16 protein-coding genes are annotated in these 19,867 nt (G+C 65.4%); 6 read left to right on the top strand and 10 right to left on the bottom strand.

Features of this window, described 5'->3' with window-relative positions:
- Positions 1-8: 8 nt before the first annotated feature.
- Positions 9-1,412: an efflux RND transporter periplasmic adaptor subunit gene (locus ACQR1Y_RS11860; RefSeq protein ID WP_434877332.1), complete on the bottom strand. Its 1,404-nt coding sequence runs from the start codon at positions 1,410-1,412 to the stop codon at positions 9-11.
- A complete protein-coding gene (locus ACQR1Y_RS11855; RefSeq protein WP_434877331.1) occupies positions 1,402-2,925 on the bottom strand; it encodes an efflux transporter outer membrane subunit in 1,524 nt (507 codons plus the stop codon). Before ACQR1Y_RS11855 ends, ACQR1Y_RS11860 begins: the two co-directional genes overlap by 11 nt.
- Positions 2,926-3,226: 301 nt before the next feature.
- On the opposite strand from ACQR1Y_RS11855, the gene ACQR1Y_RS11850 reads away from it, so the two are divergent.
- The 4 genes from ACQR1Y_RS11850 to ACQR1Y_RS11835 all read left to right on the top strand — a co-directional run bounded on the left by ACQR1Y_RS11850 (position 3,227) and on the right by ACQR1Y_RS11835 (position 7,857).
- Complete coding sequence (locus ACQR1Y_RS11850; RefSeq protein WP_434877330.1) at positions 3,227-4,540, top strand: NAD(P)/FAD-dependent oxidoreductase; 1,314 nt, start codon at positions 3,227-3,229, stop codon at positions 4,538-4,540.
- Between the two features lie 7 nt (positions 4,541-4,547).
- Positions 4,548-5,393 carry a DUF1365 domain-containing protein gene (locus ACQR1Y_RS11845; RefSeq protein ID WP_434877329.1) on the top strand — a complete coding sequence of 282 codons (846 nt, stop codon included), beginning with the start codon at positions 4,548-4,550 and terminating at the stop codon, positions 5,391-5,393.
- Between the two features lie 104 nt (positions 5,394-5,497).
- Positions 5,498-6,727, top strand: coding sequence for a class I SAM-dependent methyltransferase (locus tag ACQR1Y_RS11840; RefSeq protein WP_434858879.1), 1,230 nt, complete (start codon positions 5,498-5,500; stop codon positions 6,725-6,727).
- A gap of 95 nt (positions 6,728-6,822) precedes the next feature.
- Complete coding sequence (locus tag ACQR1Y_RS11835) at positions 6,823-7,857, top strand: cysteine synthase A (protein WP_434877328.1); 1,035 nt, start codon at positions 6,823-6,825, stop codon at positions 7,855-7,857.
- Positions 7,858-7,929: 72 nt separating this feature from the next.
- Here ACQR1Y_RS11835 and ACQR1Y_RS11830 read toward each other — a convergent pair whose 3' ends face one another.
- From ACQR1Y_RS11830 to ACQR1Y_RS11815, 4 genes are read right to left on the bottom strand one after another with little or no spacing between them, the layout of a single operon-like run.
- A complete protein-coding gene (locus tag ACQR1Y_RS11830; protein WP_434858881.1) occupies positions 7,930-8,673 on the bottom strand; it encodes an amino acid ABC transporter ATP-binding protein in 744 nt (247 codons plus the stop codon).
- A 25-nt stretch (positions 8,674-8,698) separates the two neighbouring features.
- The gene (locus ACQR1Y_RS11825; protein ID WP_434877327.1) at positions 8,699-10,219 is read right to left on the bottom strand and encodes an amino acid ABC transporter permease; all 1,521 of its coding nucleotides are present in this window, start codon (positions 10,217-10,219) and stop codon (positions 8,699-8,701) included.
- 49 nt (positions 10,220-10,268) lie between these two features.
- Positions 10,269-11,474 (bottom strand): amino acid ABC transporter permease, encoded by a 1,206-nt coding sequence (locus ACQR1Y_RS11820; RefSeq protein WP_434858883.1) that lies wholly within the window; start codon positions 11,472-11,474, stop codon positions 10,269-10,271.
- A gap of 36 nt (positions 11,475-11,510) precedes the next feature.
- Positions 11,511-12,527, bottom strand: coding sequence for an amino acid ABC transporter substrate-binding protein (locus ACQR1Y_RS11815; RefSeq protein WP_434858884.1), 1,017 nt, complete (start codon positions 12,525-12,527; stop codon positions 11,511-11,513).
- A 315-nt stretch (positions 12,528-12,842) separates the two neighbouring features.
- On the opposite strand from ACQR1Y_RS11815, the gene metC reads away from it, so the two are divergent.
- Together metC and ACQR1Y_RS11805 are read left to right on the top strand one after the other, a co-directional pair.
- The gene (metC, locus tag ACQR1Y_RS11810; protein WP_434877326.1) at positions 12,843-14,036 is read left to right on the top strand and encodes a cystathionine beta-lyase; all 1,194 of its coding nucleotides are present in this window, start codon (positions 12,843-12,845) and stop codon (positions 14,034-14,036) included.
- A gap of 123 nt (positions 14,037-14,159) precedes the next feature.
- Positions 14,160-15,857, top strand: coding sequence for a Na/Pi cotransporter family protein (locus ACQR1Y_RS11805; RefSeq protein ID WP_434877325.1), 1,698 nt, complete (start codon positions 14,160-14,162; stop codon positions 15,855-15,857).
- 269 nt (positions 15,858-16,126) lie between these two features.
- On the opposite strand, the gene ACQR1Y_RS11800 is transcribed toward ACQR1Y_RS11805, so the two are convergent.
- The 4 genes from ACQR1Y_RS11800 to ACQR1Y_RS11785 form a co-directional block, all read right to left on the bottom strand.
- On the bottom strand, positions 16,127-16,465 hold the full coding sequence (locus tag ACQR1Y_RS11800; RefSeq protein ID WP_035645206.1) for a lipid-A-disaccharide synthase N-terminal domain-containing protein: 339 nt from the start codon (positions 16,463-16,465) through the stop codon (positions 16,127-16,129).
- Entirely contained in the window at positions 16,465-17,202 is a 738-nt protein-coding gene (locus ACQR1Y_RS11795; protein ID WP_434858887.1) for a glycosyltransferase family 2 protein, read from the bottom strand. Before ACQR1Y_RS11795 ends, ACQR1Y_RS11800 begins: the two co-directional genes overlap by 1 nt.
- A gap of 94 nt (positions 17,203-17,296) precedes the next feature.
- Positions 17,297-18,088, bottom strand: a complete 792-nt coding sequence (locus ACQR1Y_RS11790; protein WP_434877324.1) for a phosphatase PAP2 family protein — start codon at positions 18,086-18,088, stop codon at positions 17,297-17,299.
- Entirely contained in the window at positions 18,089-19,831 is a 1,743-nt protein-coding gene (locus ACQR1Y_RS11785; RefSeq protein ID WP_434858889.1) for an ArnT family glycosyltransferase, read from the bottom strand.
- Positions 19,832-19,867: the final 36 nt, after the last annotated feature.

Below are 19,867 nucleotides of genomic sequence, written 5' to 3'. Positions count from 1 at the left end.
CGGACGCGTCATGGTTGCGGCCTCGCACCACGCCCCTGCTCGCCTGCTCCCTGCGGCGGCCCTCCCGCGTCGCTGTGGCCGTCGGCAGGCGGCCGGCGCCGGCGCTCGCCGTCTTTCGGCGCGCCCTCGGGCGGACCGCCGCCCTCCTTTGCCTGATCCTTCTGCTGGTCCTTGCCTTGCGGATTACGGCCGCGCTTGCGCGGCGCGAGATCGACCTGCGGCGCCTGGTCGGCACGGCCGACCACGACCTTGGCACCATCGGCGAGATTGGCGAAGCCGGTCGTGATCACGCGGTCCCCGGGGGTCAGGCCGCTGGCGATGACGGCTTCGCTCTCGTTCTGCTGCACCACCGTCACCGGATGCGCCGAGGCGATGTCACCCTCGCCGATCACGTAGCTAAAGGTGCCCGCGGGCCCGCGCTGAACGGCCGAGGTCGGCACCGTCAGCGCCTGCGTCAGCGTCTCAACCTTCAGACGCACGTTGACGAACTGGCCGGGCCAGAGCTGGAACTTGGCGTTGGGGAATTCCGCTTTCAGCTTGAGCGTGCCGGTGGTCTGGTCGACCTGGTTGTCGATGCCGCGCAACGTACCGGTGTCGATCACCGTCACGCCGTCATTGCCGAACACGTCGACGGCAAGCGGACCCTTGGCTGCGGCGGCATTGACGCGCATGATCTGCTGCTGCGGCAGGCTGAACTGCACCGCGATCGGCTGCAATTGGGTGATGACCACGAGGCCGGTCGTATCCGACGAGTGGATGATGTTGCCCTGGTCGACCTGGCGCAGGCCGGCCCGCCCCGCGATCGGCGCCACGATCTTGGTGTAGCTCAGGGTTGCCGCGGCATTGTCGATCGCGGCCTGGTCGGCCTTGATCAGCGCCTGCTGCTGCGCCACCACCGCGCGCTGGGTGTCGGCCTGCTGCTTGGAGCCGGCGCTGCTGGCCGCCAGTTGCTCATAGCGCGCGAGATCGAGCTTCTGGTTGGCGAGCTGCGCCTCGTCCTGCGCCTTCTTGGCAACCGCCTGGTCGTATTGCGCCTGGTAGATCGCGGGATCGATCTCGGCGAGCACGTCGCCTTGCTTGACGTCCTGGCCCTCGACGAAGTTGACCGCGATCAGCTTGCCGTCGACCTGCGAGCGCACGGTGACGGTGTTGAGCGCGCGGACCGAGCCGACGCCATCGAGATAGACGGGGACATCCTTGACGACCGGCGTCGCGGCCAGCACCGGCACCGGAAGGTCGGGCCTCGCGAAGCGATTATTGCCCTGTTGCTTCTGCTGCATCGCCGACCAGCCGATATAGCCGAGACCGCCCAGGATCAGCAGCGTGATCGTGATCGAGACCAGCCGCCGGCCCACGCCCGAGCGCACGCGTTTGACGGCCCCTGTGCCCTTCTCGTCCGGTTTAAAGAGCATCGGCCGACTTCTCCATGCGCGGCTCCCAGCCGCCGCCGAGCGCCTGGTACAGGCTCACGAACGCCTGCAGCCGCGCGAGCTGCGCCTGCCATAGCGCGTCCTCGGCCTGGAACAGCGTCAATTGGGTGTTCAAGACTGTCACGATGTCGGCAGTTCCTGCGCGCAGCTGCTGCTCGGACAGTTCGAACGCCCGGCGCGATGCGGCAACGACCTGCCGCTGCAGTTGCAGCCGAAGCGTGGTCTGCTTGATCGAGAACAGCGCGTTGTTGACGTCCGTGAACGCCTGGATGACGGTCTTGCGATAGGTCTGCAGCAGCTCGTCCTGGCGCGCCTTCGCATTCTCGAAATTGCCGAGGATGCGGCCGCCATCGAAGATCGGTTGGGTCAGGCTGCCCGCAAGGCTGAAGAACGCCGCGTGCGGCTGAAACAGCGAGACGAGCGCCGCGCTCTGGTAGCCGCCATTGCTGGTGAGCTGAATGCTGGGGAAGAACTGCGCCCGCGCGCTGCCGACATTTGCCGTCGCCGAGGCGAGCTGGGCTTCCTGCCTCCGGATATCCGGCCGCTGCGTCAGGAGCTCCGAGGGTAGCCCCGGTGTCACGCGCGGCGTTCGGATCTGGTCCAGCGACCCGCCCGAAATGCGAATGCCCTCGGGCGATCGTGCCACCAGCACGGCGAGCGCGTTGACGTTCTGATCGAGTGTCTGGCGCAGCGGCGGCACCGCCGCCTTCTGGTTGGCGAGCACGCTCTCCTGCTGAGCGACGTCGAGGTCGTTGCCGGTGCCGGCCTTCTGCCGCTCGCGGATGGCGTCGAGCACGCGCGTGGCGCTGGCGATGTTGCGCTCGGCGGTACGGATGCGATCCTGCGCGGCGAGCACCTGGAAATAGGCGTTGGCGACCGTGGCCAGCGTCGTCAACTGGGTGACGTCGCGATCGAAGCGGTTGGCCACCGCCGTCTCCTCGGCGGCCTGCAAGGCGTCGCGGTTCTGGCCGAAGAAGTCGAGCTGATAGCTCGCCGACAGCGACGCCTGGTAATTGACGACCTCGCGGCCGCCATTGGTGAGGCCGCTGGAGCTCGAGCCTGATGTCCGCGAATAGGTTTCCTGCCCGGTCGTGGACAGGCTCGGCAGCAGCGCCGCCCCGGCCTGACGGGCCAGCGCGTCGGCCTGCCTGAATCTCGCCACGGCGGCAGCGATGTCGAGGTTGACGCTCTGCGCCTCCTCCATCAGCTGGGTCAGCTCGCGCGAGCCGAAGCCGCGCCACCAGTCCAGGGTCGGCGGTGCTGCCAGGTCGGCTCCGGAGGCCGATTTGTAGCGTTTCGGCAGATCGAGGGCGGGATCCGGGATATCCTGGGTAAGCAGGCAGCCCGCCGAGCTCGCGGCGAATCCGATGGCGGCGATCCAGCGGGCGAAATGCCGCAGGCCCGGCTGCGCATGGCGCAGCTGCTTTCCGACGACAGTCCGCGTATCAACGGACGCGCGGCAAGGCTCGTCGACGGCGATCGGCACGATGGACACTGGCTTGATGCTTCCCTGTAGTCTTGGGAATCATTCTAGCCCCGGGCCGCGGCGCCGCACAGCCCTGCCCGCCCCGTATCCCCGTCCCGCAGCGGCCCCGAAGGTTTTCCGCGAATCGCGGAATCTCCCGTAATTCAGCGGGTTTTTGCACAAAATGGTCGCGTGCGCGCCCCATCAGCCTTACCAAGATTTCATCTGCCGCGTGCGATTTAGGGGGCGTGGTGTGACGGGGGCAACGCGTTCTGAAACCCTTTGACGGCGGCTCCGTAACTCGCACGTGAACTTGAGGGGGGAATAGTCTATGCGAGTTGCGGTGGTCGGAACGGGTATCGCGGGGAATGCCGCGGCCTGGGCCTTGGCGAAGCGTTACCCGATCACCGTGTATGAGCGCGATCTTCGCCCGGGAGGCCACAGCCACACGGTGACGATCGACTACGATGGCATCCCGGTTTCGGTCGACATCGGCTTCATCGTCTATAACGAGCTGAACTATCCCGAACTGACCGCGCTATTCGATCATCTGGGCGTGGAGACCGTCGAGAGCAGCATGAGCTTCGCCGTGACGGCGGATGCCGGCCGCTTCGAGTGGAAGGGCGGCGGCAACACCTGGTTCGATACGGCCAAGGGGCTGTTCGCACAGCCGAGCAACCTGCTGTCGACCTCCTATCTTTGGATGCTCAGGGACATTCTCACCTTCAACGAGCAGAGCACTGCCGACTTCAAGGCCGGCCGCCTCGAAGGCCTCACGCTCGGCGACTATTTCCGCCGCAACCATTTCGCGCCGCGGCTCCTGACCGACTATCTGGCTCCGATGGGAGCCGCGATCTGGTCGGCGCCTGCGTCCGAGATGCTGGAGTTTCCGGCCGAAAACTTCGTGGCCTTCTTCAGCAACCATCGCTTGTTGCAGTACGACCGTCCGGTCTGGCGCACGGTCAAGGGCGGCAGCCGGCGCTATGTCGAGAAGCTGATGGCGGGCTTCCGCAGCCATGTCAGGCTCGGCAGCGCCGTGACCGGCATCGAGCGTACCGCGCATGGCGTCGTGGTCCATGACAGCACCGGGCACCACGACGCCTACGATCACGTCGTCATCGCCGCCCACAGCGACCAGGCGCTGTCGATGCTGTCGGATGCCGACGAGCAGGAACGCAGCGTGCTCGGGGCGATCAAATACTCGCCCAACACGATCTATCTTCATCGCGACCCCAGGCTGATGCCGAAGCGCCGCCGCGCCTGGGCGTCATGGAATTTCCTGCGCTGGCAGCGCGAAGGCGTGCCGATGAACGACGTCGCCGTGACCTATTGGATGAATAATCTGCAGGGCATCGACCACGACAAACCGCTGTTCGTCAGCCTCAACCCGCCGTTCGCACCGGCTCCAGAGTTGACCTTCGGCCGCTACGTCTGCGAGCATCCGCAATACACCGCCGCCGCCTTTGCGGCGCAGAAGCGTCTTCCGGCCATCCAGGGCCACCGCCATACCTGGTTCTGCGGGGCCTGGACGGGCTATGGTTTCCACGAGGACGGGCTACGCTCGGGCCTCGCGGTGGCGGAGGCGCTCGGCGCCGGCGTACCCTGGCGCGGGCTTCCCGCGGGGCTTGCCGAGGCTGCGGAATAGACACGGCATGGACACGGACCAATCCGGACAACGCGATCTGACGCCGGCAGCGGCGCTCTACGTCGGCGAGGTCATGCACGCCCGCATGCGGCCGACCACGCACCGCTTCCAGTATCGGGTGATGAGCCTGATGATCGACCTCGGCCGGCTCGAGGAGGCGGACCGGCAATCCCCCCTGTTCGGCGTCAATCGCCGCGCGCTCTACAGCTTCCACGAGCGCGACCACGGCCCGCGTGACGGCTCGTCGCTACTCGCCTATGCGCAAACCTGCGCAACGGCGAAAGGCGTTGATCTGACCGGCGGCCGCGTCCTGCTGCTGTGTTATCCGCGGCTGCTCGGCTACGTCTTCAACCCGCTCTCGGTGTATTTCTGCTATCGCGGCGACGGCACGCTGGCGCTGATGATCTACGAGGTCCGCAACACATTCGGCGAGATCAAGCCCTATGTGCTGCCGGTCGGCGCGGGCGAGTTCACGGCGGCCGGGCTACGCCAAGAGCAGGACAAGACGTTCTACGTCTCGCCCTTCATCGACATGGCGATGCGCTACCATTTCCGGGTGACGCCGCCCGGCGACATCGTCAGGTTGCGCATTCTCGAGACCGATAGCGACGGCCCCCTGCTCGCCGCCACCTTCTTCGGCCGCCGCCGAGAGCTGAACTCTCGCTCGCTGCTGACAGCCTTCGCCTCGCTGCCGCTGGTGACACTCAAGATCTTCGCGGCGATCCACTGGGAAGCACTGCGGCTCTGGGCCAAGGGCGTACGGCTCGTCCCGCGCGGTGAAATCCCTCCTCTCGCGGTCGCGGATAGCGGCTTGGCGAGAAACGACAGCCAAGCTTATATATCTCGGCGCTGACCGGAAACGGTGAGCTGCGCCCTGCTTTCACCTCCCAGCCAGCGCCGCTGCGGCCGCTGCACCGGGGAGGCGGAGGCGGAGCCGTTTGCGTGAATGGACCTGCCATGCCGGACGTCATCCCCGTCACCCCCGACAACATCAACAAGGTGCTTGCCGACCTGCCCCGCCTGCCGCGTCTCGCGCTGGGCTTCGGCTCGCGGCTGCGCAAGGGAACGCTCGACGTCACCCTGCCCGACGGCCGCGTCGTCCGGCTCGGCGGCGTCGAGCCGGGACCGGCGGCGGCGATGATCCTGGCCAATTACGGCTTTGCGGCTGGCATCATCAACGGCGGCGATATCGGCATCGCCGAGGCCTATCTCAACGGCGATTGGGACACGCCGGACCTGACCCAGTTTCTCTATCTGTTCTGCGTCAACCAGCATCTGCTGCAGTCGATGCTGGAGGACAAGCCGCTGATCAGGTTCGCGCAACTGGTCCGGCACTGGTTCAACCGCAACACCCGGCGTCAGGCCAAGCGCAACATCTACGCGCATTACGACATCGGCAATTCGTTCTATTCGGCCTGGCTCGACCCGAGCATGACCTACTCCTCGGCGCTGTTCGAGGAGCACACCACCGACCTTACGGCCGCGCAGACCAACAAGTACAAGCGGCTCGCCGAGGCGATCGACCTGAAGCCCGGGCAGACGCTGCTGGAGATCGGCTGCGGCTGGGGCGGTTTTGCCGAATATGCCGCCAAGACGTTCGGCACTAAGGTCGTCGGGCTGACCATCAGCGAGCAGCAGCGCGATTTCGCGCAGCGCCGCATCCATGAGGCCGGGCTTGCCGAGAAGGTCGAGATCCGGCTGCAGGACTACCGCGACGAGCGCGACCGCTATGACCGCATCGCCTCGATCGAGATGATCGAGGCGGTCGGCGAGCAGTTCTGGCCGAAATATTTTTCGCAGTTGCGAGACCGGCTGCTGCCAGGCGGCCTCGCCGGTGTCCAGGCGATTACCATCCAGGACAGCCTGTTCCAGCACTACCGCCGCGAAGTCGACTTCATCCAGCGCTACGTCTTCCCCGGCGGCATGCTGCCGACGCCGCAGATCCTGAAGTCGTTCGGCGAACGGTTTGGCATGCCCGTCATCCGCGAGCGCATCTTCGGGCAAGATTATGCCAAGACGCTCGCGATCTGGCGAAGCAATTTCCGCAACGCCTGGCCGGACCTCACGCCCTCAGGCTTCGACGAGCGCTTCCGCCGGCTGTGGGAATACTATCTGTCCTACTGCGAAGCAGGTTTCCTGTCGGGGAACATCGATGTCCGGCAGGTCGTGTTCGCCAAGGCGCGTTAGAAGACGGTCGTCGAGGCCTTCGGCTTACGCCGCACTGGAGACTGGGCTAGTGTCTTCCTAGATGTGATTGAGGAAGCTGCCCAAGGTATCTGCAAATGACCATAAGAAACGACGTCGTTGCCGCGGTCGGCAACACGCCCCTGATCAAGCTCAAGCGCGCCTCGGAGGCGACGGGCTGCACCATTCTCGGCAAGGCCGAGTTCATGAATCCCGGCCAGTCGGTGAAGGACCGCGCCGGCAAATGGATGATCCTGGAGGCCGAGAAGCGCGGCGATCTCAAGCCCGGCGGGCTCGTGGTGGAAGCCACCGCCGGCAACACCGGGATCGGTCTCGCCGTCGTCGCGAGCGCGCGCGGCTATCGCACCCTGATCGTGATCCCGGAGACGCAGAGCCAGGAAAAGAAGGACATGCTGCGGCTGTGCGGCGCCGACCTCGTCGAGGTGCCCGCGCTGCCGTTCAGCAATCCCAACAACTACCAGCATGTCGGCCGCCGCCTGGCCGACGAGCTGCGCAAGACCGAGCCGAACGGCGTGCTGTTCGCCGACCAGTGGAACAATCTCGACAATGCCAAGGCGCATTACGAGTCGACCGGCCCGGAGATCTGGGAGCAGACCGGAGGCAAGGTCGATGCGTTCATCTGCGCCGTCGGCACCGGCGGCACCATCGCCGGAACCAGCCGTTATCTGAAGGACAGGAACAAGAACATCGTGACCGCCTGCGCCGATCCGCACGGCTTTGCGATGTACAACTGGTTCAAGAACGGCGAGGTGAAGTCGACGCCCGGCGACTCCATTACCGAGGGCATCGGCATCGGCCGCGTCACGCCGGTCATCGAGACCGCCAAGGTCGACGACGCCTTCCTGGTCTCGGACGAAGACGCCGTCAATACGATCTACGATCTCGTGCAGCACGAGGGCCTGTGTCTGGGCGGCTCGACCGGCGTCAATGTTGCCGGCGCGGTGCAGCTCGCCCGGAAGCTCGGCCCCGGCCACACCATCGTGACCATCCTGTGCGACTCCGGGACACGCTATCAGTCGAAGCTGTACAATCCGGAGTTCATGCGTTCGAAAAACCTGCCGGTGCCGGCATGGCTGGAGCGGCGCAGCGGCATCAAGCCGCCGTTCGTGTGAGATCGAGTAGCGAAGGATTGCGGCTCACGTCGAGGCTGACAACCCTATTCGCTACTCCCCATTCGCTCCTCATCAATGCCGCAGGATCTGGCTCAGGAACAGCTTGCTGCGCGCGTGCTGCGGATGGGCGAAGAATTCCTCGGGCGTGTTCGACTCGATGATCTGGCCGGCGTCCATGAACACGACGCGGTTGGCGACCTCGCGGGCGAAGCCCATCTCGTGGGTGACGACGAGCATGGTCATGCCCTCCTTGGCGAGGTCGACCATGGTGTCGAGCACCTCCTTGACCATCTCCGGATCGAGCGCCGATGTCGGCTCGTCGAACAGCATGACCTTCGGGTTCATCGTCAGCGCGCGGGCGATGGCCACGCGCTGCTGCTGACCGCCGGACATCTGCCCCGGATATTTGTGCGCCTGGTGCGGGATCTTGACCCGCTCCAGGAACTTCATCGCGGTTTCCTCCGCTTCCTTCTGCGGGATGTTGCGCACCCAGATCGGCGCCAGGGTGCAGTTCTCCAACACGGTCAGATGCGGGAACAGGTTGAAGCTCTGGAACACCATGCCGACCTCGCGGCGCACCTCATCGACGCGCTTGAGGTTCGGACCGAGATCGATGCCGTCGACATTGATCTCGCCCTCCTGGAACTCCTCGAGCGCATTGATGCAGCGGATCAGCGTCGATTTTCCGGAGCCTGAGGGCCCGCAGATGACGATGCGCTCGCCCTTGGCGACCGACAGGTTGACGTCGCGCAGGACGTGGAACTCGCCGTACCATTTGTTGAGCGCGGCAATGCTGACGATGGAGTTTGCAGACATGGTTCGGTGACTCGCGATGTCTTGTTCAATTGCGCCGGTGCGCGTTGAGACGGCGCTCGACCAGCATGGAGTAGCGTGACATGCCGAAGCAGAAGGCGAAGTAGATCAGCCCGGTGAAGGCGAAGCCGGTGAAGGCCGTGGTCGGCGTCGCCCAGACCGGATCGGCGAACGAGGCCTTGAGGCTGCCGAGCAGGTCGAACAGCGCCACGATCGAGACCAGCGAGGTGTCCTTGAACAGCGAGATGAAGCTGTTGACGATGCCGGGGATGACGTGGCGCAGCGCCTGCGGCAGCACGATGAAGCTCGTGGTCTTCCACCAGGACAGGCCGAGCGCGCTCGCCGCTTCGGCCTGGCCGCGCGGAATGGCCTGCAGGCCGCCACGGATCACCTCGGCCATGTAGGCGCCGGAGAACAGCGCGACACCGATCAGCGCGCGCACCAGGCCATCGACGCGGACATTGCCGGGCAGGAACAGCGGCAGCATGTAGGTCGCGAAGAACAGCACCGTGATCAGCGGCACGCCGCGCACGAGCTCGATGAAGGCGATCGAGAAGATGCGGATCAGCGGAATGGTCGAGCGGCGCCCAAGCGCCAGCGCGATGCCGATCGGCATCGAGGCGACGATGCCGATCACCGACACCACCAGCGTCACCAGCATGCCGCCCCACAGCCGCGTGTCGACGATCGACAGGCCGCCGCGATCGAGGCCCATGACGCCGATGACGATGGCGATGCCGACGAAGGTCGCGGCGGTCGCGATCACGCTGCGCATCGCCCTGCTGCCGCCGCCGACCACGAACACCAGCGCGGTGACCACGATGCCGGTGATCACGAGGTCGTTCCACACCGGCTGGTGCGATTGCTGCAGCTCATGGCGGACCCAGACCAGCGGCCAGATCACCCATGTCGCCAGCGTTCCGATCAGAACGACGAGCTTGCCGAGCAGCCACAGCAGCATGCCGACCACCGGCACGCTGTCGCCCGCACGGACCAGCGCGTTGCCCGCGGTATCGATGCTCTCCACGAACAGTTGCAGCGTGCTGGTCGTCCAGCTCACGCCGAAGCCCGACAGGCCGCCGCCATAGAGCAGGAAGAACGCCACGACCGGAAGCGCGAAGAAGAACAGGCCGGCGTTCAGCCCCTTGGCCGGCAGACGCGGAATCAGCAGCGGCACCAGCAGCAGCACCGCGAGCCCATAGGTCAGATTGACCCGCCAGCGCTCGGCGTCCGGGTAGAAGCCGTACATGAACTGGCCGAACTTCGCCGTGACGTACGGCCAGCAGGCGCCGACCACGCGACCGGCGTTCTCCGCGAGGCAGGCATCGCGGTCCTTGCCGACCCAGACCGCGTCCACCAGCATGAACTTCAAGGCCGGGATCACGGTGAACCAGATCAGCAGCGCGCTCACCAGCGTGAGCAGGATGTTGGTCGGCGAGTTCAGGAGCCGCGTGCGGACGAAGCCGACGAAGCCCGTGGTCTTCACCGGCGCCGGGCGTTCCCCGGCCATGTCCTGACGAATGAAGGTCGAAGCGGTGATGTCGGTCATGCGCCCAATCTCTTCATGCGCGAAATTGTCTTCATGCACCAAGCCTGCGTCATGCACCCAGTCTCTTGCCCAGCCGCCAGCTGTAGAAGCTCATCCCCGCGCTCGTGATCAGCGACAGCGCCAGATAGACGCCCATGGTGATGCCGATGATCTCGATGGCCTGTCCGGTCTGGCTCATCGTGGTGCCGGCGAAGACCGAGACGAGATCGGGATAGCCGATGGCGACCGCGAGCGAGGAATTCTTGGTGAGGTTGAGATACTGGTTGGTCAGCGGCGGCAGGATCACGCGGAGCGCCTGTGGCACCACGATCAGGCGCAGCACGGTACCGCGGCTCAATCCGAGCGAGAGCCCCGCCTCCATCTGCCCCTTGTGCACCGACAGGATGCCGGCGCGGACGACCTCGGCGATGAACGAGGCCGTATACATCGTGAGCGCCAGGGTCAGGGCGACGAGCTCGGGAATGATGCGCGAGCCGCCGGCGAAGTTGAAGCCCTTCAGGACGGGGACCTCGAAGGCCACGGGCACGCCGAAGACGACGACCGCAATCAGCGGCAGGCCGATCAGCATGCCCAGCACATAGGGCCAGATCCGCATCGCATGGCCGCGCAGGAACAGCTCACGCCGCGCATAAAGCCGCAGACCGACAGAGGCGAGGATCGCGACCCCGAGCGCGATCAGGAACGGCATCAGGCCGGGTTCCTCGACCGGGCGCGGAACGATGAAGCCGCGATTGTTGAGAAAGAAGGTCGAGAACAGCGAGATGCTCTGGCGTGGCCCCGGCAGCGCTGCCAGCACCGCGAGGTACCAGAACAGGATCTGGAACAGCAGCGGCAGATTGCGGATCAGCTCGACATAGGCGCCTGAGACCCGCGACAGCAGCGCATTCGGCGACAACCGGCCGAGCGCCACAAGGAACCCGAGGATCGTCGACAGCACGATGCCGATGACGGACACCAGCAGCGTATTGAGGACGCCCACCATCAGCACCCGGCTGTAACTGTCCGAGCCGGTGTAGCTGATCAGGGCCTGGTTCACGTCGAACCCGGCCGTGTTGTTGAGGAACCCGAAGCCCGACGTGATGCGTTGGGCGGCGAGGTTGCTGCGAGCGTTGGCGACGATCTCGTAGCCAACCCACGCCAGGACTGCGACGAACAGGATCTGCAGGATGATGCCGTTCCATCCTGCCTTGCCCCCGAGCATGCGCTTCAACCGAAGCCCATATTGCGGAGGCGGTAGCCTCGCTTCGATACTCATTCGCCGCAGCCCCGATGCCCCGATATCGTACAGCGATCAGCGGATCGGCGGTGCGTACTGCAGGCCGCCCTTGTTCCAGAGCTGGTTCAGACCACGCGCGATCTGCAGCTTGGAGCCGGCGCCGACGTTGCGGTCATACATCTCGCCGTAATTGCCGACGGCCTTGACGATGCGCGAGAACCAGTCCTTTGTGAGACCGAGCTGCTCACCGAGATTGCCATCGGTGCCGAAGGCGCGCTTGAACTCGGGCTTGTCAGACTTCGCCATCTCGTCGGCGTTGGCCTGGGTGACGCCCATCTCCTCGGCGGTGATCAGCCCGAACAGCGTCCACTTCACGATGTCGAACCACTGGTCGTCGCCGTGGCGCACCATCGGACCGAGCGGCTCCTTGGAGATCACCTCGGGCAGCACGACGTGGTCGGCCGGATTGGAGAGCTTCAGGCGCTCGGCATAGAGGCCGGAGACGTCGGTCGTGAACACGTCGCAGCGGCCGGATTCATAGGCCTTCACCGTCTCGTCGGCGCCGGCGAACGCGATCACCTCGTACTTCATCTTGTTGGCCTTGAAGTAGTCGGCAAGGTTCTGCTCGGTGGTGGTGCCGGTCTGCACGCAGACCGAGGCGCTGTTGAGCTCGAGCGCGGAATTGACCTTCAGGGCCTTCTTCACCATGAAGCCCTGGCCGTCATAATAGGTGACGCCGGCGAAATTGGCGCCCAGCGAGGTGTCACGCGACAGGGTCCAGGTCGTGTTGCGCGACAGCACGTCCACCTCGCCCGACTGCAGGGCCGTGAAACGGTCCTTGGCGGACAGCGGCACGAACTTCACCTTGGTCGGGTCGTTGAAGATGGCAGCTGCAATGGCGCGGCAGACGTCGACGTCGAGCCCGGTCCAATTGCCCTTGTCGTCCGGGTTCGAGAAACCAGGCAGGCCCTGGCTGACGCCGCAGGCGACCATGCCGCGATCCTTGACGGTCTTGAGCGTATCGGCCTGGGCGCCGACGCTCGCCAGCATCGGGGCGAGAGCAAGAGTAAGAGCAACAGTGACGCGTTTCATAAATACAGCCTTTCGCGGTCGTCCTTCGGGAGCGTTGAAATCTCAGCGCGTGGCGGGACCCGACCTGAATCCGCTTCTGCAAACGCCATACCAACAATATGGCTGATGCCATGCACAGCTAAGCCGTGCATGCCAGATGAAGCGGAAATCGCGGCAAGCCCCTCAACGTGCAGCGATCGAATTGCGCCGGCATCACAGAACGACTGGCTGTCCGGGTCAAGGGGTTGACGGCCCTGTTCTGCATTCTGTTATTAACGACGCAATGCTGCCCGATTTGCCCTATGCTGGCAGGCTTTAGAGAGAAAAGACACACTGATGGCATCATCGAACGACCCCGCTGCGGCGGTGCGACAAAACGTCGAAACACGGCTGGTCACGGCGGGACGGGATACGAAGGCGCAGCACGGATTCGTGAATCCCCCGGTCGTTCATGGGTCGACCGTTCTGTATCCAACGGCCGAGGACCTGCACGCGCATCGCGGCGAGTTTCAGTATGGCCGCCACGGCACGCCGACCACAAAGGCGCTGCAGCAGGTGCTGATGGCGCTGGAAGGCTCGCAATGCGCCGGCGTGGGCATTGCGCCGTCGGGTCTCGGTGCCATCTCGACCACCCTGCTCTCGGTGCTCAAGGCCGGGGACCACGTGCTGGTCTGCGACAGCATCTACCGGCCGACGCGCAATTTCTGCAACGGCATGCTGGCGCGCTATGGCGTCGAGACGACCTATTTTGACCCATTGATCGGCACAGGAATTGAGCAACTGCTCAAACCGAATACACGCGCGGTGGTTGTTGAGGCGCCGGGCTCCCAATCCTTCGAAATGCCCGACATTCCCGCGATTGCAGCGGTCGCGCACGCGCATGGCGCGCTGGTCATCGACGACAACACCTGGGCCACGCCGCTCTATCACCGCTCGCTCGAACAGGGCGTCGACATCAGCATGCAGGCGGCGACCAAATATATCGGCGGCCATTCCGACATCATGTTCGGAACGATTTCGGCCAATGCGAAAGCCTGGCCGCTGATCTCCGAAGGCATCCGCCTGCTCGGCGTCTGCGCCGGGCCTGACGACGTGTTCCTGGCCCTGCGCGGCGTGCGGACGCTCGGCGTGCGGCTCGCGCAGCATCACCGATCGGGCCTGGAGATGGCGCGCTGGCTCGCCGCCCGCCCGGAGGTGATCGACGTGCTGCATCCGGCGCTGGAGAGCCATCCGGGACATGCGATCTGGAAGCGCGACTTCACCGGCGCCTCCGGCCTGTTCAGCATCGTGCTGCAACCAAAGCCGCAGGCGGCCGTCGATGCGATGCTCGACACGCTGACCCTGTTCGGCATGGGGTATTCCTGGGGCGGCTTCGAGAGTCTCGCGATCCCGTTCGACTGTGCGAGCTACCGCACCGCCACGTCCTGGGCGCCGGGAGGCCCCACGTTGCGCCTGCACATCGGGCTGGAGAACGTCGAGGATCTCAAGGCGGACCTCGATCGCGGCTTCGCGGCCTTCAACGCGGCTTAACCGCATCGTCACCAGTCAACGGAACGCCCTGCGATCAGGCAGGCGCGGCCGACAAAATGACGTTGATCCGCTGCCGATTGGGCGTAGCCTCCGCGGCAGCGGATGCGGATACGATTGGACATCATGGTTCTGCTCGATCTGATGGGCGGTGTGGCGTTGCTGCTGTGGGGCCTTCACATGGTCCACAGCGGTATCCTGCGCGCATTCGGCCCGGATCTGCGGCTGCTGCTGTCGCGCGCGTTGCGCAACCGCTTCAGCGCCCTGCTCGCCGGATTGGGCCTCACTGCCCTGCTCCAGAGCAGCACCGCGACCGCGCTCATCACCACGTCGTTTGCGGCGGAGGGCCTGGTCGGCCTGATCCCGGCCATGGCGATCATGCTCGGCGCCAATATCGGTACGACGCTCATCGTACAGGTGTTGTCGTTCAACGTGGCGGCCGTCGCGCCGATCCTGTTCGTGCTGGGACTGGTCGCGTTCCGCAGCGGACCACGGTCGCGAATCAAGGATCTCGGCCGCGTCTCGATCGGCCTCGGGCTGATGCTGCTCTCGCTGCACATCCTGATCGATACGCTCGCGCCCGCCGAGGAGGCGCCGGCGATGCGCGTGTTCATGCAGGCGATCACGGCGGATGTCACGCTGTGCATCATCTTCGGTGCGGCCGTCACCTGGATCGTGCATTCCAGTGTCGCCAGCGTGCTCCTGGTGATGTCGCTGGCCTATGCGCATTTCATCACCGCCGAGGCGGCGCTGGCATTGGTGCTCGGGGCCAATCTCGGCAGCGCGGTGAATCCGGTGTTCGAGGGCGCGCGGCGCGACAATCCCGCGAGCTATCGCTTGCCGGTCGGTAATCTCCTCAATCGCATCATCGGCGTCGCGCTGATCGCGCCGTTCCTGCATCCGCTTGCGGTCCAGTTGCAGCAGATTCAGCCCGACCTCTCGAAGCTGACCGCCCAGTTCCACATGGCCTTCAACCTCGGCACGGCCGTGGTGTTCATCGGCCTGCTTGGAGTCATGGAGAAACTGCTCGTCAGGCTGTTCCCGGATCGCCCGGCCGAGGTCGACCCGGCCAAGCCGCGCTATCTCGACGAAACCGCGCTGGAAACCCCATCGCTGGCGCTGGCCGATGCCGCGCGTGAGGCGCTGCGCATGGGCGATCTCGTCGAGACCATGCTGCGCAACGTCATGACGGCCATGATGACCAATGATCGCGGCCTGGTCGATCAGGTGTCGCGCAACGACAACGTCGTCGACCGCCTCGACGAAGCCATCAAGCTCTACATCACCAAGCTGACGCGCGGCAGTCTCGACGAGCGCGAGGGCAAGCGGGCGATGGAGATCATCTCGCTTGCGATCAACCTCGAGCACATCGGCGACATCATCGACAAGAACCTGAGCGAGCTCGCGACCAAGAAGATCAAGCGCCGGTTCCAGTTCTCGGTCGAGGGCGCCGAGGAGTTGCAGTCCTTCCACCGCCAGATCATGGAATCGCTGCGGATCGCCTTCGGCATCTTCATGTCGGGCGACGCGCAGCAGGCGCATCAGCTGCTGGATCAGAAGGCCGAGCTGCGCAACGCCGAGCTCGCCGCGACGGAGCGGCATTTGGAAAGGCTGCGTGAGGGCCGGTCGGAGACGCTGGAGACGACGTCACTGCATCTCGACGTGCTGCGCGACCTCCGCCGCATTCACTCGCATATCTGCTCGGTGGCGTATCCGGTCCTGGACGCGGCCGGCGAGGTGGCGACGCGCAGGAGTGAGGAGGCGGAGAGCGTGAGGACCGTCACTGCCCTGCCTGCATCGGGCGTTCAACCGCTGTCGCGCTGAGTCCCCCCGCGCTCTGCCCATCGATGCAACCTGTCTCGCCCCATTGATCGTCATTCCGGAGCAATCGTCGAAGTGCAACCGCAACGCGGCTGCGCTTCGGCGATTGAACCCGGAATCCCGATGTTGTTGGAAATGAACGCAAGCCAATCTCGAGATTCCGGGTTCAAGGCCTGCGGCCTCGCCCCGGAATGACGGTGGGTGTGGTGTGCGATCGTAGTCCACCTACCCGTAACCCTCAAACGGTCGTGACGCTGAGCGCCCGCTCCCGCTCAATTGCTCAGCGTCTGCGATTCCTTCTGGCGGTTCTTGAAGATCAGCATGACGTTACGGACGTAGATGACGTTCGACAGCAGCTGGCCGAAGATGATCACCGGCTCGCGCTTCACGAGGCCGTAGATCAGCGTCATCAGCCCGCCGCCGATCGAGAAGAACCAGAACGCCAGCGGCACGACGCTCTTGCCCGCGCGCTCGCTCGCGATCCACTGCACCAGGAAGCGCGCCGCAAAGGCGAGCTGCGCGGCAAGACCGAACACCAGCCAGAAATCGAACTTGGCGATGAAGATGTCGTACAGATAGTTGCTGAACGCCTGCCCGAATTGAATCAGCATCACTTCACCTCGATCGCGACCGGCGTCGGCTTCTTGCGGCGGATCAGCCACCACACGCCGGCGAGATCCATGATCCCGATCCAGAGCCGGTCGAAGAAGCCGTAGTTCGAGACGCCCGAATGGCGCGGACGATCGATGACGTCGACATAGGCGATGTCGTAGCCTTCGCGCCGCACCAGGGCCGGGAGAAAGCGGTGCAGACCATCGAAATACGGCATCATCAGGAACACGTCGCGGCGGACCGCCTTGAGGCCACATCCGGTGTCGCGCGTGCCGTCATGCAGAACGGCGTTGCGGATCTTGTTCGCGACCCGCGACTGGAATTTCTTGAAGCCGGTGTCCTTGCGGCCGACACGCTGGCCGGCAACGAGCCCGACACCGGCGCCGCCCTTCTCGAGCGCGGCGATCAGCTCGGGCAGGAACGCCGGGTTGTTCTGGCCATCGCCGTCGAGCGTCGCCACGACAGCTCCGTGCGCCGCGCGGATGCCGCTGCGCACGGCCGCGGATTGACCGGACGACTTTTCATGGCGCAGCACACGCAGATTGGGCCGGCGCGCCATTTCCTCGGCAAGCCGCTGTGCGGTCTCGTCGGTCGAGCCATCGTTGACGTAGATGATCTCGTAAGCCCAGAGACCATCGAGCGCGGCCGCGATCTCGGTGATCAAGGGCGTGATATTGCCGGCCTCGTTGCGCACGGGAACGACGATGGAGACGGCAACGGGGGTTTCGGTCGACAAGAGCGAGACTCGTATGGGCGTGATCAGGCCGGTTCCTGCCCCGGGCGCTCCGGCGGGGGCTTATTATGGGGCTTGGGGCCGGCTATCAACCCCTTTAGCGCGGTACGATCCGGCCGTCCTTCCCCAGGCGAAAACCGAGGCGCCGTGCGGCGAACCAGTAGCGGACCAGCATGGCGCCGGCGAGTCCAACCACCGCCCCGGCCACCACGTCGCTCGGATGATGGGCAAGCAGAACGAGCCGGCTGAGCGCGATGACGACGGCGTAGACGAACATCGCGATCCGCAGCCGCGGCCAGATGGCGGCGACGGCGAAGGCCAGCGCGAACGCCGTCACCGCATGCGCCGAGGGCATGCTGAAATAGGCCGGCGTGCCGTTGAACGGATCGAAATTGAAGGCATTCGCCTTGCCGCCGACGAACGGACGACCGCGTCCGATGATGTATTTCAGCGCCTGGGCAGCCAGCAGCGAAGTCAGCAGTGCGAAGAAGACATACTGCACATGGGTCGCGAAGTTGAGCAGCCGGCTGCGCGTGGCCTCGGGCCATAATGGCGCGATCAGGATGGTCACGACGACGCCGGCCGCCAGCAGACCGAGCACGTATTCATCCTGGCCGAATTCGGTGATGATCCGCACCGGCCACAGGCTTGGCGTGCCGCGCGGCGGCATCAAGCCGATCTCGTAGGCGTCGAAGGCAACCATCAGCACCAGGATCGTGCCAAGGCCGATGGCGCCGAGCAGCAGAAGCTCGCGCCACAGGCGCTGGCGGCCCGCGGCATCGGGTGCCGTCTGCGGACGCCGCACCAGCCGGCCGAGCAGGAATTTCCCGACCAGTGCGAGCTGGGCGAAATAGCCTGACGAGGACGGCGAATTGTCGGGGGCGAGCATCTATTCGGTGCCTTCCGAGCGATAGATCGCGATCGACACCGGACGGCCCTGCGAGATGTTGTAGCCGTCGATCCGCTTGGCCACGTTGTAGCGCAGGCCGATTGCCTCGGCGCGCTGCACGAACGCGCGTTCGGTCCGCTGCTCGATCAGCGCGAAACGGCAGGTGCCCTGGCTGAGGAAGTCGGCGGCCCCGGAGCCGTCGGTCAATTGCGTCGACGTTCCCGTCATGAAGACGAGGCTCGGCTCGTGGAAGCCCGCGGCCGCCGCCTTCGGCCCGACGCAGACGACGTTGCGCAGCGCGCGCGCGATCTCGGCGCTCGGGAACAGCGGCGTCAGCGCCGGCAACACCGCGCCATAGACCACGAAGGCGAGGAACAGCGCCGCCACGCTGGCATTCAGCAGCGAGCGCTCGGCGCGGCCGTCGTCATAGAGCCACCAGGCGAACAGGCCGAAGATCAGCGACGCCGCCACGAACGGCCAGGCCAGGAACACCGGCTGGTGCGTGACGATGATGGCCCCGATCACCGCGACCACCGAGGTGATGGCGGGAATGGCGAACCACCACGCCGCGCCCCGGCGCAGCCAGGAGCGCGACAGCACGCGCCGCTCCAGCGCGCCCACGGTGAGGATCGCGATCGCCGGATACAGCGGCAGCACATAGTGCGGCAGCTTGGTCAGCACCGCCTCGAACACGATCCAGGACGGCAGCAGCCACGCCAGCAGGAACTGCGCGCCGGGCTCGCGCCGCGCCCGCCATACGGCCGGCGCGGCCATCGCCGCCAGCGGCGCACCCGGCCAGAAGGTGATGAACAGCAGCAGCAGATAGAGGCCTGGAGGCGCGCCATGCGACTCCTGCGCGCCGATCTTGCTCAGCATGTCGCCGCCGACGGAGTCGGCGAAGAAGGTGTCGCCGGCGCGCAGGAAGATCAGCACGAACCACGGCAGCACCAGCACCAGCATCCACATCAGCCCCCACAGGGGACGCAGACGCCACAGCCAGCCGGCGCCGCGATCCATGATCGCGAGCGTGACGATCGTGAGGCCTGCGAACATCAGGATCAGCGGCCCCTTGATCAGGATGCCGGCAGCCAGGGCGGTCCAGAAAATCGCGGGCGGCCCCCACGGCGGATGCTCCGGATCCTCGCCGCGCTGCCACGACAGATAGACCCGCGCCAGCGCGCCCATCGCGGCCACCACGGTGAACAGCAGCATCGCATCGGTCTTGGCGAGCCGCGCCTCGACGCCGAGCAGCACCGAGCAGCACATCAGGAGCGCGGCGAACACCGCGCCGCGCCGCGTGACGAAGGTGAGCGCCGCCCAATAGGTCAGGAGAACCGCGCCGATCGCGCCGATCAGCGAGGGGATGCGGTACACCCAAATGCGCAACTGCGCGCGCGGCAACCCGATTGCAGAGGCGGTCTCAACGGCGGCGGATTGCAACCAGTAGATGCCGACCGGCTTCTTGTAGCGCACGTCGTCCTGGAAGCGGATATCGACATAGTCGCCGCTCTCGACCATCTGCTTGGTGGCCTGCGCGAACCGTGCCTCGTCGCGATCGATCGGCGGGATGGTGAAGAAGCCCGGCAGGAACAGCAGCAGGCCGCAGACGAGCAGGAACGCAACCGCCCTGGCATGGCTCACGGTGACGGCATCGATCATCCGCACCAGCCGATTGCCCGGGTTCACCAGGTTCTTCGGCTCGCGCGGCTCTCCAAAACGGGGGCGGGCATAGGTCTCGACCATGGGGTTCCGAATACGCTGAAACCACCATGCCGACAA

The sequence above is a fragment of the Bradyrhizobium sp. HKCCYLRH3099 genome (assembly GCF_051167855.1).
Classification (GTDB): domain Bacteria; phylum Pseudomonadota; class Alphaproteobacteria; order Rhizobiales; family Xanthobacteraceae; genus Bradyrhizobium.
Note: the sequence above shows the minus strand (reverse complement) of the source record. Positions and strands in the feature narration are given on the sequence as shown.

Excerpts from the sequence above, each read along its gene's own strand:
- metC (WP_434877326.1), top strand. The coding sequence starts at position 12,843 with ATGGCATCATCGAACGACCCCGCTGCGGCGGTGCGACAAAACGTCGAA.
- ACQR1Y_RS11825 (WP_434877327.1), bottom strand. The coding sequence starts at position 10,219 with ATGACCGACATCACCGCTTCGACCTTCATTCGTCAGGACATGGCCGGG.
- ACQR1Y_RS11805 (WP_434877325.1), top strand. The coding sequence starts at position 14,160 with ATGGTTCTGCTCGATCTGATGGGCGGTGTGGCGTTGCTGCTGTGGGGC.
- ACQR1Y_RS11790 (WP_434877324.1), bottom strand. The coding sequence starts at position 18,088 with ATGCTCGCCCCCGACAATTCGCCGTCCTCGTCAGGCTATTTCGCCCAG.
- ACQR1Y_RS11840 (WP_434858879.1), top strand. The coding sequence starts at position 5,498 with ATGCCGGACGTCATCCCCGTCACCCCCGACAACATCAACAAGGTGCTT.
- ACQR1Y_RS11830 (WP_434858881.1), bottom strand. The coding sequence starts at position 8,673 with ATGTCTGCAAACTCCATCGTCAGCATTGCCGCGCTCAACAAATGGTAC.
- ACQR1Y_RS11835 (WP_434877328.1), top strand. The coding sequence starts at position 6,823 with ATGACCATAAGAAACGACGTCGTTGCCGCGGTCGGCAACACGCCCCTG.
- ACQR1Y_RS11785 (WP_434858889.1), bottom strand. The coding sequence starts at position 19,831 with ATGGTCGAGACCTATGCCCGCCCCCGTTTTGGAGAGCCGCGCGAGCCG.
- ACQR1Y_RS11820 (WP_434858883.1), bottom strand. The coding sequence starts at position 11,474 with ATGAGTATCGAAGCGAGGCTACCGCCTCCGCAATATGGGCTTCGGTTG.
- ACQR1Y_RS11815 (WP_434858884.1), bottom strand. The coding sequence starts at position 12,527 with ATGAAACGCGTCACTGTTGCTCTTACTCTTGCTCTCGCCCCGATGCTG.
- ACQR1Y_RS11860 (WP_434877332.1), bottom strand. The coding sequence starts at position 1,412 with ATGCTCTTTAAACCGGACGAGAAGGGCACAGGGGCCGTCAAACGCGTG.
- ACQR1Y_RS11800 (WP_035645206.1), bottom strand. The coding sequence starts at position 16,465 with ATGCTGATTCAATTCGGGCAGGCGTTCAGCAACTATCTGTACGACATC.
- ACQR1Y_RS11850 (WP_434877330.1), top strand. The coding sequence starts at position 3,227 with ATGCGAGTTGCGGTGGTCGGAACGGGTATCGCGGGGAATGCCGCGGCC.
- ACQR1Y_RS11845 (WP_434877329.1), top strand. The coding sequence starts at position 4,548 with ATGGACACGGACCAATCCGGACAACGCGATCTGACGCCGGCAGCGGCG.